Here is an 18,669-nt window from a genome sequence, read left to right on the forward strand (position 1 = left end):
TGTAGTATATTTTTTTGCAAGGAAGTAAGAAGGTGGAATAAAAAATGGTAGATACCAAGAAGAAACCATCCAAGGAATTGGATAGAATTGACCGTAACATATTGAATGAATTGCAGAAAGACGGTCGCATTTCAAATGTAGAGTTATCTAAACGTGTAGGTTTATCTCCAACACCATGTCTTGAACGTGTTCGCCGACTGGAGCGTCAAGGGTATATCAGTGGCTATACAGCGCTGCTAAATCCTCAGTTTCTTGATGCATCTCTTCTGGTTTTCGTGGAAATTACGCTTAATCGTGGTGCACCTGATGTATTTGAACAGTTTAATAAATCTGTTCAGGAGCTAGAGGATATTCAGGAGTGTCATCTGGTTTCCGGTGATTTCGATTACCTTCTCAAGACTCGTGTATCTGATATGTCGGCCTACCGTAAGCTGTTGGGTGAGACCCTGCTACGCTTACCGGGCGTGAACGATACTCGTACCTATGTTGTGATGGAAGAAGTGAAGCAGACTAATAACCTTGTTATTAAGACTCGCTAATTCAGCTACGCACCGTTGTTACGGTCAGAAATCAAGCGGCTTCGGCCGCTTGATTTGTATCAGTCCCTAGCAAACTGTGTCTAACGCTTAAAAAACAACCGTTTGTTGCAGTGCTTGGCACTACGATGAACTTATCCAAAGCGTTAGCGTTTACAATGGGATAAGAAAAAATGGCAAGGTATGCGGTTAATGCCTTGCTTCCACTTTTTCTTGTATTAGTCAAAAAAAAATGACAAGTAGTATAAGATAGTGCAATAGATTTGAAATGGCCTGAACGACAGCAATTTGCACCGCACAAAAAAACATTTTGTGCGAACAGCACCAAGGGCTGTTACTGGTTCAGGTTAAAGATGATAGTTACACCGGAGTGTTTTTTGAGGAAAGTTAAAGGCAAACAGCAGCCAAAATTACGCCTTTCTGGGGTCCAGCGCCTGCTAGAAAGCTTTCTAATCATCGGCATTTTAGCCGCAATATTTATCATGGTTGCCCTGGTTAGCTTTGACCCGGCAGATCCGTCTTGGTCGCAGACTGCCTGGGAAGGACCGGTGCAAAACAAGGCTGGTGCCTTGGGAGCATTCGTCGCTGATACCTTCCTGTTTACTCTGGGCTCGCTGGCTTATCTCTTACCTGCCGCGATTGTGCTGGGTGCGTGGACTATATTCCGTCGTCGTGATGAATGTGAATCCATTGACTATATGATTTACGGCACCCGACTGTTGGGCCTCTTATTATTATTTCTGACCAGCTGTGGCCTTGCTGATCTGAACTTTGATGATATCTGGTATTTTTCATCCGGCGGCGTGATTGGTGACGTGGTCTCCAATATGGCCTTGCCGATGTTGAATCTGCTGGGTACTACATTGGTACTGATGTTTCTTTGGGCTGTCGGTTTTACTCTGTTTACAGGTATATCCTGGCTGGCAATTGTTGATACCTTGGGAGAAACGACCTTAGGCGCATTGGCATGGCTGCTAAATAAACTCCGTGCTGATAAATCGGAGAGTCTGACTCCATTTGCAACAGAAATCCCTGATGAACACCAGACATCTTATGCCAGCAAACTGGCGCAAGAGCAGACTCCTGCGGCCCCAGATGCTGACGATGTCCTGCTGGCATCATTCAGCGAGCCTCAGGCCGATGTACTGGTTTCTGAGCGAAAAGAACCACAGCTTATTGAAGCTGGTTGGGATGATGCGCCGTCACCACCAAAAATAGTGATGCCGGATCGTGCTAAGTCAGCTGCCACACCTTTAGAGGTAGAGGTAGAAGCCGATGTCGTTGTTGCAGATGAACCTGCACCTGCACAGCCAGTGGTGCCTGAACAAGAACCAGAGCAGCAAGAACTTGTTGTCTCAACCTCCCAGGCTAAAGGCATGACAATTGCCGCTCTGGAGCAAGAACTCGATAAAGACGAAAATTTCACGGTTTATATGGAAGAAACCGAAGTGGCGGATTTCTCTGCCCAACAAGCAGTTGAGCCGCCGCTGAGTGTTGAACATGTTCAGACATCTCATGCGGATAATACTGATTCAGGATCCGTTACACCTGAATCGTCGTTAGTGGAAACCCCGGTTTATGCCAACGAAGAATTACCGGCAGAGAAAGCAGTGGCTGAGGTTGTTCCTGTTGTCGAACCAGAGGTTGTGACGCCAGAGCCTGATTCACACTCAGTTCAGATGGAACCTGTAGTATCTGAAGCTGAACTGGTGACTGAGGCTAAGCTGGATGACGATGAAACGGCTTCGCCTGAAATTACTCATGATATCGAGATCGGTGTTCAGGATGGAATGTCTGAACTAGAGCGTGTTTCACATGATCAAGACAGTGAAGATGCAATGAGCGATGAGGAAGCTTTCCTGAAGAAGATCAGGGATGCACAGAAAGAGCAGGCCCATGCCGCTGGTTTGGATAATCCGTTCTTGATGAAAAAAGATGTGGATTTGCCAGTATCAACAACGCCGATGCCGACACTAGAACTGTTAGCTCCGGCTCGCCAGAATGTCGAACCGGCCAGTGAGGAAGAACTCACGCAAACAGCGATGCTGGTGGAATCTAAACTGGCCGACTACAAGATTAAAGCGAAGGTTGTCGGTGTCTATCCTGGTCCGGTAATCACTCGGTATGAGCTGGATTTGGCTCCGGGAGTAAAGGTAAGCCGCATTTCCGGCCTTGCAAAAGATCTTGCGCGAGCTTTGTCTGCATCAGCAGTCCGCGTGGTGGAGGTGATTCCTGGCAAGCCTTATATCGGTCTTGAGCTGCCAAATGTGAATCGTGAAACTGTTTATATGTCGGAAGTGGTCGGTAGTGAGCGTTTCCAGAGCATGAAAGCCGCGTTGCCGATTGTGCTTGGTTATGATATTGCTGGTGAAGCGATTGTGGCGGATCTGAGTAAAATGCCTCACTTGCTAGTGGCGGGTACAACCGGTTCCGGTAAGTCGGTTGGTGTGAACGTCATGATTGTGAGCTTGCTATACAAATGTAAGCCGGAAGATTGTCGTTTTATCATGATTGACCCGAAAATGCTGGAGCTTTCTATTTATGAAGGGATCCCACACCTGCTGACAGAGGTGGTGACCGACATGAAAGATGCCAGCAATGCATTGCGTTGGTGTGTTGGCGAAATGGAACGCCGTTATAAGTTGATGGCTGCTGTGGGTGTACGTAACCTGGCCGGTTTCAATGCCAAGCTTGAAGAGGCTGCGGCGGCCGGTCACCCAATTCATGATCCGCTGTGGAAGCCGGGCGATAGTATGGATGAGTTTCCGCCAATACTGGAGAAGATGCCAAGTATCGTGGTGATTGTCGACGAATTTGCCGATTTGATGATGGTGGTCGGCAAGAAAGTTGAAGAGCTGATTGCTCGTCTAGCACAGAAGGCGCGCGCAGCCGGTATTCACCTTGTTCTGGCAACTCAGCGTCCGTCGGTTGATGTTATTACTGGTTTAATTAAGGCGAATATTCCAAGCCGAATGGCCTTTACGGTATCGACTAAGACTGACTCAAGGACCATTCTTGATCAGGGCGGAGCTGAGTCGCTGTTGGGTATGGGGGATATGTTGTATCTACCAGCAGGGCAGAACCATCCGGTACGTGTCCACGGGGCATTTGCGTCGGATGATGATGTCCATAATGTCGTAAATGACTGGAAAGCTCGCGGTAAGCCTCAGTACATTGACGGTATTTTGAATGCCGATCAGGGAACTGAAGGTTTGCTGCCGGGGGAAACACCCGTGGGTGGTGATGACGATTTGGATCAGCTATTTGATCAGGTTGCGGTTTTTGTAGCTGAAAGCCGTCGCGGTTCGGTTTCAGGTGTTCAACGTAAGTTTAAGATTGGTTATAACCGTGCGGCACGAATTGTCGAGCAGCTTGAGGCTCATGGTATTGTCAGTGCGCCGGGTCATAACGGTAATCGTGAGGTCTTGGCACCGCCACCACCGCCACGCGATTAAATTGAATTTGCCTTGTCGTTGCTAAAGCAGCGACCAAGGCTTTGAAGTGATTTTTAACCTAACGGAGTCATAAGGGAACGAATTTGGAATTGTTCTTGATCCCGTTAGGAAACCACAAGGTAAAAAGAGTGATTAAAAAAGTAGTATTGAGCCTGCTGGTTGCAGCACCTGTTCTTTTGTCATCTGCGGCATGGGCCAATCCACAACAGGAACTGAGTGCCCGCTTAAGCAAAGTGGATGCTTTCAGTGCCGACTTTAAGCAGAAAGTGATTAGCCCTGAAGGTGATTTGTTGGTTGAGGGTGAAGGGGATGTGGCTATTCAGCGTCCGAACTTGTTTCGCTGGAATACGGTTGTGCCGGATGAAAACCTATTAATCTCGGATGGTAAAACGCTTTGGTACTACAGCCCGTTTATCGAGCAGGTAACTGCTATGTGGCTTAAAGATGCCACGGAGCAGACACCGTTCGTGCTTCTGACTCGTAACAGTTTGGCTGACTGGAAAAAATATAATGTGGCGCAGACAGCAGATACATTTACGTTGACTCCGAAAGACAAGACAACGTCTATGGGTAAGTTTGTGGTGACAGTCGCAAATGATGGCGAAGTACGTAGTTTTACTGTTGTTGAGCAGGACGGCCAGCGGAGTAACTTCATTTTCAGTAAGTTCACGGCGACTACTCCAGCCGGTGCGTTGTTTAAGTTTACGCCACCGAAAGGTGTCGAACTGGATGATCAGCGTAACTAAAATATTGTAGGAAGCGAGACGTACAACCTAAACTCGCAACTAATTTTAAATTGGTGGTATTTGATACCACCTTTTTCTGTATTTGAGGGGGGAGTTATTTTGAATAACTTTAGCCTAGATTTTTCTTCTGATTTTCGTCCTTTGGCTGCTCGGATGCGGCCGCGGACCGTCGATGAGTATATTGGTCAGCGCCATATTCTGGGTGAGGGCAAGCCGTTGCGCCGAGCGCTGGAAGCGGGGCACCTTCATTCGATGATCCTCTGGGGGCCCCCTGGTACGGGGAAAACAACGCTGGCGGAAGTGGCTGCAAATTACGCTAATGCAGAAGTAGAACGGGTGTCAGCGGTGACATCCGGCGTTAAGGATATTCGGGCTGCTATTGATAAGGCTCGAGATAATAAGATGGCGGGCAGGCGCACCATTCTGTTTGTGGATGAGGTGCATCGCTTTAATAAGAGTCAGCAGGACGCTTTTTTGCCCCATATCGAAGACGGTACTGTCACTTTTATTGGCGCAACAACAGAGAACCCGTCGTTTGAGCTGAATAACGCACTTCTGTCCCGAGCTCGGGTCTATAAATTGAAGTCGCTCGAATCCTCTGAAATATTGGAGGTAATAGAGCAAGCCCTGACAGATCAGGGCCGAGGTGTCAGTGAAACAAACCTTCACTTTGTTGATGACGTAAAAGAACGCTTGGCGGATCTTGTATGTGGTGATGCCCGGATGTCGTTGAACTATCTTGAACAGCTTATCGATATGGCAGAAGAAGACAGTCAGGCTGTTAAACAGATCACCTTGCCGCTCTTGGCGGAGGTAGCTGGGGAGAAAATTGCCCGTTTCGATAATAAAGGCGATCTTTGGTATGACATGATATCTGCGGTCCATAAGTCGATACGCGGTTCAAGCCCTGACGGCGCGCTTTATTGGTTTGCCCGAATGCTTCAGGCTGGTTGCGACCCGCTGTATGTGGCCCGTCGATTGTTGGCAATTGCTTCTGAAGATATAGGTAATGCAGATCCTCGTGCGATGCAGGTAGCAATTTCGGCTTGGGATTGTTTTACACGGGTAGGCGCATATGAAGGTGAACGGGCAATTGCGCAGGCAATCATCTACCTTGCCAGTGCACCCAAAAGTAACGCTGTTTATACTGCATTCAATCAGGCGAAGGCTGATGCCATGAATCACCCTGATTATGAAGTGCCAAATCATTTGCGTAATGCACCGACCAAGCTGATGAAAGAGTTGGGGTATGGTCAGGAGTATCGTTATGCTCACGATGAGCCTGGAGCCTATGCGTCTGGTGAATGTTATTTGCCGCCGGAAATGAAAGGAACGCGTTACTATCATCCAACAAATCGTGGCTTGGAAACTAAAATTGCTGAAAAGTTAGATTATCTTGCTTCTTTAGATGCAAAAAGCGCGTTAAAGCGCTATCAATAATAGGGCTTTTTGGGTATTGTTAAATGATCAGCGTTAGGTTGCCTAACGCCTTCTGAATTAAAAATTATTTTGCCATCGAATTGGTTAAATAATCTGCACTTTAGGGCTTTATGAGCACAGGATTAGCATGCTAGATTCTAAATTACTTCGAACTGAGCTGGACGCAACAGCCGAAAAATTAGCGCGCCGTGGTTTTATTCTTGATGTAGAAAAACTACGTTCCCTAGAAGAACAACGTAAGTCTCTTCAGGTTAAGACCGAAGAACTTCAGGCACTGCGTAATTCCCGATCGAAGTCCATTGGCCAAGCGAAAGCGAAGGGCGATCACGAAGAAGCTGAGCGTATCCTTGCTGAAGTGGGTAACCTAGGTTCTGAGCTTGATGACGCTAAGAAAGCATTGGCTGATCTTCAGGCCGAGCTTGAGGCCATCACTCAGACTGTTCCAAACCTGCCGGATGACTCTGTACCAACAGGTAAGGACGAAGACGAGAATGTTGAAATTTCTCGTTGGGGTGAGCCGAAGTCATACGATTTTGACGTTAAAGACCACGTTGACTTGGGCGAAATGGGGGATGGTCTTGACTTCGCAAGTGCGGTTAAGATTTCAGGTTCGCGTTTTATCGTGATGAAAGGCCAGTTTGCCCGCCTTCACCGTGCAATTGCTCAGTTTATGCTGGATCTGCACACTGAAGAACATGGTTACACTGAAATGTATGTACCATACTTGGTGAACAAAGACAGCCTGTTCGGTACTGGTCAGCTACCTAAATTTGGTGAAGATCTTTTCCACACTCAACCGGCAACGGAAGAAGGTGTTGGTATGTCTCTGATCCCAACTGCTGAAGTTCCTGTGACTAACATGGTTCGCGATACCATCACAGATGAAGTAGAGTTGCCTATCAAGATGACGGCTCACACGCCATGTTTCCGTTCTGAAGCGGGTTCTTATGGTCGTGATACTCGTGGCCTGATCCGTATGCACCAGTTCGACAAAGTTGAGCTAGTACAGATCACTCGTCCTGAAGACTCAATGAATGCGCTAGAAGAGCTGACTGGTCACGCAGAAAAAGTACTTCAGCTACTTGAGCTGCCATACCGTAAGGTTGTTTTGTGTACTGGCGATATGGGCTTTGGTGCTGCGAAAACTTATGACCTGGAAGTTTGGGTTCCTGCTCAGGAAACTTACCGTGAAATCTCATCATGTTCTAACATGTGGGACTTCCAAGCTCGTCGTATGCAGGCTCGTTTCCGTCGTAAAGGCGAAAAGAAGCCTGAACTGGTTCATACCCTGAACGGTTCTGGTCTAGCGGTTGGCCGTACAATGGTTGCAATTCTAGAGAACAATCAGGAAGCAGATGGCCGTATCCGTATCCCTGAATTACTGCGGAAGTACATGAACGGTGTAACTCACATTGGTTAATGTATTATCGGTAGTAAGAAAAACCCAGCCTAGGCTGGGTTTTTTTATGACGCAATTTCGGGAAAGAAAGAACGGCATCATGATTACTGGTTAGCCAGCAGAGTGATACCGTCTAATATTTTTATTGAGTACGTTTGATATTTTTAGGCTCGAACGTAGCCATCGCATTGCCTGAAGCACCAGGCTGGTCGGTTAGTACCTGATTTTGCTCGATGGTGTAGTAATAATCGACCAAGTCGTCATTGTTGGTAAAGGCATCGTCAGGAATAACCTTGATGATTTCGTTTACCAGTTCACCGACAATCGCTGCACTCAGCACGCCGCCATCAACCTGACTGGCAATAATCTGAGAAGCAGCCTTTACTATCACTTTTGCCAAATCACGGTAGTTAGTGTTGCTGTCATGCTCCATCAGAACAATGTTTGCAGCGCCCCAGCGGTAACGGTCCCAGTAGATCATGATCTGATTTGGGTAATAATCTTTGCCCTGGTAATCAAGGTAAGGCATTTCAACCACATCTAGCTTAGGTTCGTCACGGCTTGGGTTCACACCACTTACCAGCGCATAGATTTCGGCTTTACCAGAAATCCACGGTTCGTGGTCATCCTGAAGAGAAACCTTCTTTAGAACAGTGGTTGAGATGAACTCTTTTTCTTCAATCGGTGTACTAGCAATCTTCAGCTGGTTGGCAAAGCCTGGCATGTCATTTTCTTCAAATGCCGTGCGCATAACAGACAGGCCTGCACGCATTGCTTCTTTTTCATCTACGCCTACGATGAATACCGGTTGTTCAGGCAGGACATCAGCGTTACCAAATACAGTATCACCGTTGCTGTCGAACATTTCGACAATGTCACCCGCTTCTACAGAATCTGGCTGGTAAGTAAACAGCGGTTTTTCGCCATTCTTCAACTTGGCAATCATCTCAGGATCCGCAAGGCTGACATTCAGTATTGAAGCGGTTTCGCCGTTGATGCCACGTTTTGTAACAGCAGCATGGTCGGCATTGAAGACCATTGCTTTCAGGTTGTTGTCATCACTGTCATCAACTAGAGCATTCAGTGGCACACTTGTATAGTCTTCAGTGATTTGCTTTTTCAGTTGTGCTTCGAAGACTTGGTAGTTTGTACTCAGTTCCTGTGCAATTTGGCGTTTGCTTTTAGCTTCAGCACTAAGGTTAGCCTCTTGGTCCTGGTTATCCTGGCAACCGGTAAGTACAGCTCCCAGGATAAACAGAGTCGCCCCTAAGGTGATTCTTTTCATTATATGTTGTCCTTATATAACTTATTGCGTCAATTTATATAAGCGACCGGTTTTATAATGTTTTTAATTCGTATTCAAGCGAATGACTGTATTTTGTACGTTTTCGGTAGGAATTGGTGGGAGGTTGACAGATATTTCTTCTGCAATACCGATCAGCACCATGTCAAAGAGTAAATAAATAGTATCAGATAGCTTCAGTGAATATTGGTATAGCAGCTCTTTGTTCTGAGATAAATTTTTGTCTTGAAGCGGGATCAGATCAAACTCAGCACGAAGTTTATCTAAAGCTAGTGTTGGTGGTGCATGATGACTGAGTTGGTTTATTTGATCTAGCCTACGGTGAATAATGCTGGCGTGTAGGACAAGCTCTCTTTGGTGGGCGGATACCCGCTCCGGGCGATAGTTTTCAATGGCATAACGGAAGCGGCTCAGGCTATCAATTACATTAAGTACGATTGGCCAAATAGTCTGATAGTGTTTAAATTGTGGATCTTTCTCAGCATAAAGCAGGCCTTGGGTAATGGTGTCATCAATGAGGTACATAACATGACGAATCGCTTTACCATGGCTCATTTGGTTGCGTTGTAATGAATAGCGTGGCCACTCGCCAAGCAGTAACGTTATCCGTTTCATTAAAATGCGGTACATCGGCTTATGAGCTAGTTCAGCCTGATTAATGAGTGTTCTCATCAGAGCCTGGATTGCCTGAGATTCGTTCAAGCTCATTTTATCCTGAGCACTGACTTGGAGATTGCTAAGTAGTTGATGAGTTTGGCGACGGTGAAATCGCAATAGGTGAATAAGTTGTCGTAATCCGATGACCTGATTGAACTGTTTTTGCAGTCGGGAGTTATTCTGCTTGCATCGATACCTGTAAAAGCAGATTCCTGCAACGAGTAAGATAGAAAGCAATAAAACTAGCATAGTTTCCTCCAGCATTTAGTAATGCTCTATAGGCTAGTTCTGCAATTAGTATGCCCTATAAATAATAAGATTCTGATGGTTATTTTCTATTTAAAATCAAAACATTAAATTTATAGAAGAATGATGGTGAAGTGGAGTGTGCTACAGTGGTGCAGATGTGCATCATTTAGGTGCAGAAAAGGCTCCTTTCGGAGCCTTTCTTCGTTATTCACTTGTTTCAGGTTTAGTCAAAATTTGCGGCTTTGGCTTCCTTGTGAAGATGAACTTCCTCTTCTTTTTCGCCCGCAGCCGGATCGTTGAAGCGGTCTAGATCAAGCGCCCCTTCAGATTTTGCCACGATACAGGTAACGGCACTGTCACCCGTGATGTTGACGGCAGTACGGATCATATCAAGCAGGCGATCGACCCCCATGATAATTGCAATACCTTCAACAGGGAGACCAACCTGGTTCAGAACCATAGCCAGCATAATCAGACCGACACCTGGTACACCAGCAGTACCAATTGACGCCAGGGTTGCGGTGACAATAACAGCCATATAGTCACCCATTGTCAGGTCAATATTGAAAGCCTGGGCAATGAATGCTGTCGCAACACCCTGCATGATAGCTGTACCGTCCATGTTGATGGTGGCACCGAGTGGAACCGTAAAGGAAGCGACGCGGTTGCTTACACCAAGGCGCTTAGTTGCCGTTTCCATCGTAACCGGGATCGTTGCATTTGAAGAAGCGGTAGAGAAGGCGAACATAATCGCGTCTTCCATCTTCTTCAGGAACGTTTTCGGGCTAAGACCGGTAAATACTTTTAGCATAGTGCTGTAGACCACAAGGCCGTGGATTAGCAGTGTACACGAAAGTACTAGGAAGTAGCCTAGCAGGTTATAGATGGCTTCAAGACCGATGCCTGTAAACAGTTTTGCCATCAGGAAGAATACGCCATACGGTGCAATGTGCATCAGTAGGGCAACCAGCTTCATGATCACTTCGTTAAGATCTGCGAAGATATCAGCAATACGTTCACCTGCTTTGCCGGCAGAGCTGATGGCAACGCCGAATAAAATAGCGAATACGATAATCTGCAGGGTATTACCTTGCGCCATCGAGTTGATCGGGTTTGTCGGGAACATACCGATGATTACATCGCCCAGTGATGGGGCTTCTTTGGCGGCAAAAGTTGTTGCCGCAGAAAGATCTGCGCCAGATCCTGGTTGGAACAGGTTACCCATGGTCAGTGCCAAAGTGATGGCGATAGCTGTTGTTGTCAGATAGAACAACAGGGTTTTCCCTCCAAGGCGGCCAAGTGTACTGATATCACTCAGAGTACTGGTACCACATACAAGGGAAACGAAAACAAGCGGTACGACTAGCATTTTCAAGCTAGCAATGAAAATTGCACCACCAACGTTAAACAGGCCATTCACTATGTATTCGTGAACAAATGAAGTCTCTGCAAAAAGGGAGCGAATAGCGAATCCTGTCAAGATGCCCAGCAGCATACCGAGAATGACTCGGCCCGTTAGGGACATTTTTTTCTTTTGTGTTGGCATGAAATGAACACTCCTTATAATTATTCACTCTGTAAATCATTCACCAGAGCGCGGAGCAGGTTAACAGTAGATTAGGTGTTAAGGCGAAGTAAAATGCTGTTCAAAATATAAAGGTATGTTTCAGATCACACTTTTCGATGCGGAATGCTGTTCTGAATACATATCTTTTAACCTGTAATTAACCTGGCGGTTGATATCTAACCGTTTTTTATAGTCATAACGTTGTGATAAGTAAAATACAGCGATCTGTATTCCGTAATATGACGATCTTTTCCATTTAGATAAAAATAGTCGTTAACATCTATATTTGCTGAGAAAATTTGCCTTAAGGCCATTATTCAGCGTAATCGTAATGATTAGGTTAACGGAGTATGCGCTCAGACAGTATGATATGCCAATATCTAAATATAATTGTTGCCACCGGTAAATCTATCCAGATGAATAAATTTTCATATTTATACCTAAACAACCTTAATCTAAATTCTGCATTTTGCGGCTATTTTCGTATATACGAATGCGGATATCTGGCTGAGTAGCAAAGAGGTGGGGGATGCGAGGTCTTTAAAAAGGCATAAAAAAAAAGGAGCCGAAGCTCCTTTTTTGTGCTGTCAATGCGTTGTTTACATTACGCGCATGCCAGGCTGAGCGCCTTCATGTGGTTCAAGGATCCACAGATCTTTGCCGCCAGGGCCTGCTGCAAGCACCATACCTTCAGACATACCAAACTTCATCTTACGGGGCTTAAGGTTAGCCACCATTACGGTATGTTTGCCGATGAGGTCTTCAGGGCTGTAAGCCGACTTGATACCAGCAAATACCTGACGGGTTTCGCCGCCTAAATCTAGCTGAAGTTTCAGTAGCTTGTTAGCTTTAGGCACTTCCTCGCAAGAAATGATTTTTGCGATACGAAGATCAACTTTGGCAAAATCGTCAAACTCGATTTCAGCTTCGATTGGTTCTTCAGCCAGTGGGCCCGCAGGTTTAGCTGCTGCTTCAGAAGCCGCTTTTTCCGCTGCGGCATCTTCTTTAGACGTTTCAACCATCGCTTCAACGTGCTTAGGATCGATACGGTTGAACAGCGCCTTGAACTTAGTGACTTCGTGACCAGTTAGCGGCTGCGCAATGCCTTCCCAAGTCAGGGTTTCATTAAGGAAGCCCTCAGTACGCTCAGCCAGCTGAGGCATAACAGGTTTCAGGTAAGTCATCAGTACGCGGAACAGGTTGATACCTACAGAGCAGATTTCCTGTAGTTCCTGATCTTTGCCTTCTTGTTTAGCAACAACCCAAGGGGCTTTCTCATCAACGTACTGGTTTGCTTTGTCAGCAAGCGCAGTAATTTCACGGATAGCACGGCTGTATTCACGGTTCTCGTAAAGTTCAGCAATGCGATCGGCTGCTGCTGTAAACTCACCGTATAGCTCTGGTTCAGCAAAGTTGTCGGCTAGTTTCCCTTCAAAACGTTTAGCGATGAAACCTGCGTTACGAGAAGCAAGGTTAACAATCTTGTTGACCACATCGCTGTTTACACGCTGGGTGAAGTCTTCAAGGTTAAGATCCAGGTCATCGATACGGTTATTCAGCTTCGCAGCGTAGTAGTAGCGTAGGCACTCCGGATCCAAGTGTTTCAGGTACGTACCGGCTTTGATGAAGGTGCCTTTCGACTTAGACATTTTCGCGCCGTTTACTGTTACGTAACCGTGTACGAATACATTGTTTGGTTTACGTAGGTCAGCGCCTTCAAGCATTGCTGGCCAGAACAGGCTGTGGAAGTAAACAATGTCTTTGCCGATGAAGTGGTAAAGTTCGGTTGAGCTGTCTTTTTTCCAGAACTCGTCGAAGTCCAGGTCATCGCGCTTGTCGCACAGGTTCTTGAATGAGCCCATGTAGCCGATTGGGGCATCTAGCCATACATAAAAGTATTTGCCAGTTTCACCTGGGATCTCGAAACCGAAGTATGGAGCATCACGAGAGATGTCCCACTGCTGAAGGCCAGACTCGAACCATTCCTGCATTTTGTTGGCAGTTTCATCCTGTAGCGCACCAGATTTAGTCCATTCTTTCAGCATGCCCTCAAACTGTGGCAGGTCGAAGAAGAAGTGCTCGGAATCTTTCATGACAGGTGTTGCGCCAGAAACTGCTGATTTTGGGTCGATCAGATCTGTCGGGCTGTAAGTTTCGCCACAGCTGTCGCAGTTATCGCCGTACTGGTCTTCTGCCTTACATTTCGGACAGGTACCTTTAACGAAACGGTCCGGCAGGAACATTTCTTTTTCAGGGTCGAATAGCTGAGAAATAGTACGGTTGGTGATATACCCTTTTTCTTTTAGCTGAGTATAGACGAATGACGCCAGTTCACGGTTCTCTTCAGAGTGTGTGCTGTGGTAGTTGTCAAAGCTAATATCGAAGCCAGCAAAGTCAGCCTGGTGCTCTTTGCTCACTTCCGCAATCATCTGCTCAGGTTCCATACCCATCTGCTGGGCCTTAAGCATGATTGGAGTACCGTGTGCGTCGTCTGCACAGATGAAATGAACTTCGTTGCCGCGAAGGCGCTGATAGCGCACCCAGATATCCGCTTGTACATGCTCAAGCATGTGGCCCAAGTGGATCGAACCGTTAGCGTACGGTAGGGCGCAGGTCACCAGAATTTTTCTTGGATTTGCAGCCATAATTACTTATTTCGCTCATGATGGGTAAAAGATACTAAGCGTCAAATAGTACCTGAAGGACGCCTTATTGCCTAGCGTCATCCGGTGATAATCGGCTTATTAGCGAGCGGAAAAACTCTCTGGGCGAGTTGGGTCGATGATTGTGATATTTTTGTAGGATAAATAGGTTAATAAATAGTCGGTTAAGGCGAGTGACTAAAGGTGGCGTTCAGGTTGTCTTATCTGGCTGAAATGGGATTTTTCTCCCGCAGCCAGAGCTTAGTTATGTGTGGTATTAGTAGCAGCAGTCGGTAGTCATTGGTGGTACGATGTTTGTGATGAACAAGAATGGAGCGCTAAAAACGATGAGTAGTGACTCAATGACCCGATTTGAAAGTGTTGCCGATATTAGCCGTTGGCTTAATCAGTTCGAGCATCCCTGGCTTCATCATGAGTGGGCCGATACACCAAATGTTGTATCGGTATCCGTTCAGGGTGTCGTGACGATTACTTTGCCTTTCGCCGCGCAGTCAGTCGCAGAACTTCTTGAACAATGGATTCTTACTCAACAGCAGTTAAGCCATGTTGCTAAAAGTATGATTTTCAATGTCAATATCCGGGTTGCGCCTCTGGCAGCCGGAGAAAAGACACCGATTAAAGGCGTTAAAAATATTATCGCCGTGAGCTCGGCCAAGGGCGGGGTGGGTAAATCCACCACTGCGGTTAATCTGGCTCTCGGATTACAAAAGCAGGGTGCCAAGGTTGGCTTGCTTGATGCTGATATTTATGGTCCGTCGGTTCCTTTGATGCTGGGTACAACCGATGAGAAGCCGCAATCACCTAATGGCACCATGATGTTGCCGATTGAGTCTTGTGGTTTATATACCAATTCTGTTGGCTATTTAGTTCCGGCAGACAGTGCGACGATTTGGCGTGGGCCAATGGCATCGAAAGCACTGCAGCAGATTATTAGTGAGACATGGTGGCCGGAACTGGACTATCTGGTGATTGATATGCCGCCGGGTACGGGTGATATCCAGCTGACATTGGCACAGCAAATTCCTGTGACCGGTGCGGTTGTGATCACTACTCCGCAGGACTTGGCGCTTGCTGATGCTATTAAAGGTATCAACATGTTCCATAAGGTTGAGGTGCCGGTTGTTGGTGTGGTCGAGAACATGAGTTACCACATCTGCAGTAACTGTGGTCATCATGAACCGATTTTTGGTACGGGGGGCGCCCAGCGCTTGGCGGCAGAACATTCGGTTCCGTTGCTGGCGCAACTGCCTTTACATATAAAGATCCGTGAAGATATTGATAATGGCAAACCGACGGTTGCGTCATCGCCTGAATCAGAACAGGCTCTGGCTTATATCGAGCTGGCTGGTCAGGTGGCTAGCAGACTGTTCTGGCAGGGTGAATCCGTTGTGGAGCAGATTACAATTCGAACAATGTAACCCTTTGCCTGAAATGTTTATGCGGACTTTATAATCAAACGTGCTAGATGCCGCTTTTTTACTGGCATCTGGCCATACAAATCTCTATACTCATGCGGTTTATTTATACCTATTCGAACAGCTATCTGCTTCCCTATTCTTTGTTAGATAGTTGTTTAAATATGTGTTTCCACCTCGCTACGTTGTCTTACAGGTGCTTTCTGATATGTCTGAAAACTCACACCAATGCGTAATTATCGGTATCGCAGGCGCTTCTGCGTCCGGTAAAAGTCTGATTGCCAGCACGGTCTACAAAGAGCTAAAAGAAAAAGTCGGCGATCATCAGATCGGTGTTATCACGGAAGATTGTTACTATAACGATCAAAGTCACCTGACCATGGATGAGCGGGTCAAGACTAATTATGACCATCCAAATGCTCTGGATCATGATCTGCTTTGTGATCACCTGCAGCTGTTGGTTGAAGGTAAACCTGTAGAAGTGCCGCAGTACAGCTACAGCGAACATACTCGTCTGGAAGAGACTACAACGATGACACCTAAAAAAGTGATCATCCTTGAAGGTATCTTGCTACTAACTGATCCTCGCCTACGTGAGATCATGCACGCAAGCGTATTTATGGATACGCCGCTTGATATCTGTCTGCTTCGTCGTTTGCAACGAGACGTGGCTGAACGTGACCGTACTATGGAATCTGTACTTGAACAGTATCAGAAAACAGTACGCCCAATGTTCATGCAGTTTATCGAACCGTCTAAGCAATATGCTGATATTATTGTTCCTCGCGGTGGTAAAAACCGAATCGCGATTGATGTTTTGAAGGCGCACATTGCAAGATTGCTGAAATCGTAATGCACATATTAAGGCTGACATTGTCAGCCTTAATTTTTCTGTGGTTTTACAGAGAATAATTTATAGGCAGCCTTAACGGCTGCCTATTTTTTTGTTTTAATCAAACATATACCTCATGGCTTGAGTCCTAAATACAAGCCATAATTAGCAAGTTAATTGGGTGAGCACATAACTGTTCCACCATCAACTCTATGTGGACGGATAACACGAGGACACGATGAAAAAGCTTTTGTACGCTTTGTTGGCGGTTTTACTTGTAGTGATTGTGGGGATTGGAGCCCTGCTGGCGTTGGTGGACCCTAATCAGTTTAAGCCATTGATTTCTGAGCAAGTCAAAAAAGCCACTGGAAGAGATTTGATGATCAGTGGTGATATCGGCTGGCGTTTTTTTCCGAGTATCGGTTTTACCTTGGGGCAAACTGAATTCAGAAACCCGGCGGGCTTTGCCGAGAAAAATATGGTGCAGCTGGCGAGTGCGGAGCTGTCTGTCTCGGTAATGCCTCTGTTTTCCCGTCAGCTGGAAATTGGCCATGTCAGCCTGCATGATGGTCGGGTATTTATCCAGACTCGTAAAGATGGCATATCAAATATGGATGATCTTGGTAAGCCTGCCGCTCAGCCTGAGGCTGCGGACAATCGAGAGATGAAAGCAACCGAACCGGCTTCACAGCCGGAACAGAAAATAGCAGAGCCATGGGCAATCACTTTGGCAGGGATTGAATTGGTGAATGCCAGTGCCGAGATACGTGATGATCAGGCTGGCACTGTAACAACAATATCCTCCCTGAACTTTAATCTGAGTCAGTTTGCACCGGGGGATTGGGCACAGGCGGATTTTGATGTTGCAGGCCTTAGTGGTGAGCTGAATTTCTCAGCCAAGGGAGCTACGGAACTATTTATTCTGCCGGAGTTCAATAATGCAGAGTTGAAAAACCTGCAACTATCGGCGACAGTTAAAGACTCGGTGAATGATATTTCGGCTTTAACTTTGGGCCTGGATAAATTCAAGATTGGTGAATGGTCTTTGATAACGTTTAGTGCCAAGGGGCAAGTACCGGATTTGGTCTTTGATGCCAAGGGGGAAACCCGTTTCAAACTCAATGAAGCGATGGATTTTGTCCAATTACAGGGGCTGGCACTGGCATCAGGATTGAAGGGGGCTGCTTTACCTCGTCCTGAAATGGCGGTGAAATTGGCAGCTGATGCTGACTATGACGTTAAGCAGGCTATGGCCACTCTGAAGCAGTTTAGAGCTGATATTGATGAGATTGGCCTAAATGGCCAGGGTTCATTCAAGAGTGCCGATGTGCCGGTGATCCGTTTTGCGATCAAGAGCGACGATATTGACCTTGATGCGTTCCTTGGTCTGGATAAAGCAAACAAAGAAGAGACGCAGACCTCTTCAACGGGTGAAGAACAAGGTTCTACCGCAACGGCTACAAAGGCCCCTTCAGACTCGGAGCCGGATCTCTCTGTACTTAAAACTCTGGATGTTGCTGGTACGGTTGAGTTGGGCAAACTGAAAGCGGCTAATGCCAAATTGCAAAATGTCCAGTTGGATATGAAAGTTGCTAAAGGTGTGCTGACGGTGAAACAGCTAGATGCCAATCTTTACGAAGGCAGCATTAAGGCAAAGGCAACAATTAATGCTAATGGTAAGCTTCCTACTTATAAGGTAAGTAAGCAGATCCGTGGAGTACAGGTACAGCCTTTATTGATTGATTTAGCAGATAAAGACGTACTGGCCGGTAAAGGTGATATTACTGTGAGCCTGGCAGGTACAGGGTTAGCTGAAAAACGCATTCGTGAAAATGTCGCTGGTACGGTTGACATTAATTTTGCCGATGGGGCTATCTATGGCGTCAATATTCCTGAGATGATCCGTGAAGCGAAGGCAAAGCTGAAAGGTAAGAAAGCTGAGTATGTGAAAGAAGAGAGAAAAACTGATTTCTCCTCTATGACAGCTACGTTGAAGCTGGGCTCCGGCAAGGCATCGACGAATAACCTTGATGTCGACTCGCCATTGCTGCGTATTGACGGAGCTGGTGAGACAAACCTTATAAATGAGGTTGTGGATTTCACGATTAGTACATCGGTTGTAGCAACCAGCAAGGGGCAGGGCGGTAAAGATATTGATGAAGTGGCAGATTTGACGGTGCCAATTGATGTCAAAGGTAACTGGAGTGAGCCGAAATTCTCGCTGAATCTGGCTAAGCTACTAAAACAAAATAACCAGCTGGAAAAGAAAGCACATAAGGAAGTTGAGCGAGGTCTTGAGAAGTTATTAGGTGATAAAGCCAAAGATGACGAAATCAAGAAAGCTGCAGATAAATTGCTAAAAGGATTGTTTAACTAAGTTTTTCGACTCTGCATTTTTCAGAATAAA

The 18,669-nt window shown here is 46.3% G+C and carries 12 protein-coding genes; 8 read left to right on the forward strand and 4 right to left on the reverse strand.

The window, feature by feature from the left end:
* The first annotated feature begins 44 nt into the window (after positions 1-44).
* The 5 genes from lrp to serS all read left to right on the forward strand — a co-directional run bounded on the left by lrp (position 45) and on the right by serS (position 7,597).
* Entirely contained in the window at positions 45-539 is a 495-nt protein-coding gene (gene lrp, locus Q0852_RS03265) for a leucine-responsive transcriptional regulator Lrp (protein WP_007467256.1), read from the forward strand.
* Positions 540-889: 350 nt separating this feature from the next.
* Complete coding sequence (locus tag Q0852_RS03270; RefSeq protein ID WP_367278105.1) at positions 890-3,991, forward strand: DNA translocase FtsK; 3,102 nt, start codon at positions 890-892, stop codon at positions 3,989-3,991.
* A gap of 128 nt (positions 3,992-4,119) precedes the next feature.
* Complete coding sequence (gene lolA / locus Q0852_RS03275; RefSeq protein WP_299013778.1) at positions 4,120-4,737, forward strand: outer membrane lipoprotein chaperone LolA; 618 nt, start codon at positions 4,120-4,122, stop codon at positions 4,735-4,737.
* Between the two features lie 99 nt (positions 4,738-4,836).
* Positions 4,837-6,177 (forward strand): replication-associated recombination protein A, encoded by a 1,341-nt coding sequence (locus tag Q0852_RS03280; RefSeq protein ID WP_299013781.1) that lies wholly within the window; start codon positions 4,837-4,839, stop codon positions 6,175-6,177.
* 127 nt (positions 6,178-6,304) lie between these two features.
* Positions 6,305-7,597 carry a serine--tRNA ligase gene (serS, locus tag Q0852_RS03285; protein WP_299013784.1) on the forward strand — a complete coding sequence of 431 codons (1,293 nt, stop codon included), beginning with the start codon at positions 6,305-6,307 and terminating at the stop codon, positions 7,595-7,597.
* A 121-nt stretch (positions 7,598-7,718) separates the two neighbouring features.
* On the opposite strand, the gene Q0852_RS03290 is transcribed toward serS, so the two are convergent.
* From Q0852_RS03290 to metG, 4 genes are all read right to left on the reverse strand, one after another.
* Positions 7,719-8,861, reverse strand: coding sequence for a DUF3103 family protein (locus tag Q0852_RS03290; RefSeq protein WP_299013787.1), 1,143 nt, complete (start codon positions 8,859-8,861; stop codon positions 7,719-7,721).
* Between the two features lie 63 nt (positions 8,862-8,924).
* Positions 8,925-9,785 carry a hypothetical protein gene (locus Q0852_RS03295; RefSeq protein WP_299013789.1) on the reverse strand — a complete coding sequence of 287 codons (861 nt, stop codon included), beginning with the start codon at positions 9,783-9,785 and terminating at the stop codon, positions 8,925-8,927.
* Positions 9,786-10,008: 223 nt separating this feature from the next.
* Positions 10,009-11,331: a dicarboxylate/amino acid:cation symporter gene (locus tag Q0852_RS03300; RefSeq protein ID WP_299013792.1), complete on the reverse strand. Its 1,323-nt coding sequence runs from the start codon at positions 11,329-11,331 to the stop codon at positions 10,009-10,011.
* Between the two features lie 620 nt (positions 11,332-11,951).
* The gene (metG, locus tag Q0852_RS03305) at positions 11,952-13,997 is read right to left on the reverse strand and encodes a methionine--tRNA ligase (protein ID WP_299013795.1); all 2,046 of its coding nucleotides are present in this window, start codon (positions 13,995-13,997) and stop codon (positions 11,952-11,954) included.
* Positions 13,998-14,341: 344 nt separating this feature from the next.
* On the opposite strand from metG, the gene apbC reads away from it, so the two are divergent.
* The 3 genes from apbC (at position 14,342) to Q0852_RS03320 (ending at position 18,639) form a co-directional block, all read left to right on the forward strand.
* Entirely contained in the window at positions 14,342-15,433 is a 1,092-nt protein-coding gene (apbC, locus tag Q0852_RS03310) for an iron-sulfur cluster carrier protein ApbC (RefSeq protein ID WP_299014303.1), read from the forward strand.
* 205 nt (positions 15,434-15,638) lie between these two features.
* Complete coding sequence (gene udk / locus Q0852_RS03315) at positions 15,639-16,283, forward strand: uridine kinase (protein WP_299013798.1); 645 nt, start codon at positions 15,639-15,641, stop codon at positions 16,281-16,283.
* Between the two features lie 217 nt (positions 16,284-16,500).
* Positions 16,501-18,639, forward strand: coding sequence for an AsmA family protein (locus Q0852_RS03320; RefSeq protein ID WP_299013800.1), 2,139 nt, complete (start codon positions 16,501-16,503; stop codon positions 18,637-18,639).
* The last annotated feature ends 30 nt before the right edge of the window (positions 18,640-18,669 follow it).

It is taken from the genome of uncultured Photobacterium sp. (assembly GCF_947502415.1).
Taxonomy (GTDB): domain Bacteria; phylum Pseudomonadota; class Gammaproteobacteria; order Enterobacterales; family Vibrionaceae; genus Photobacterium.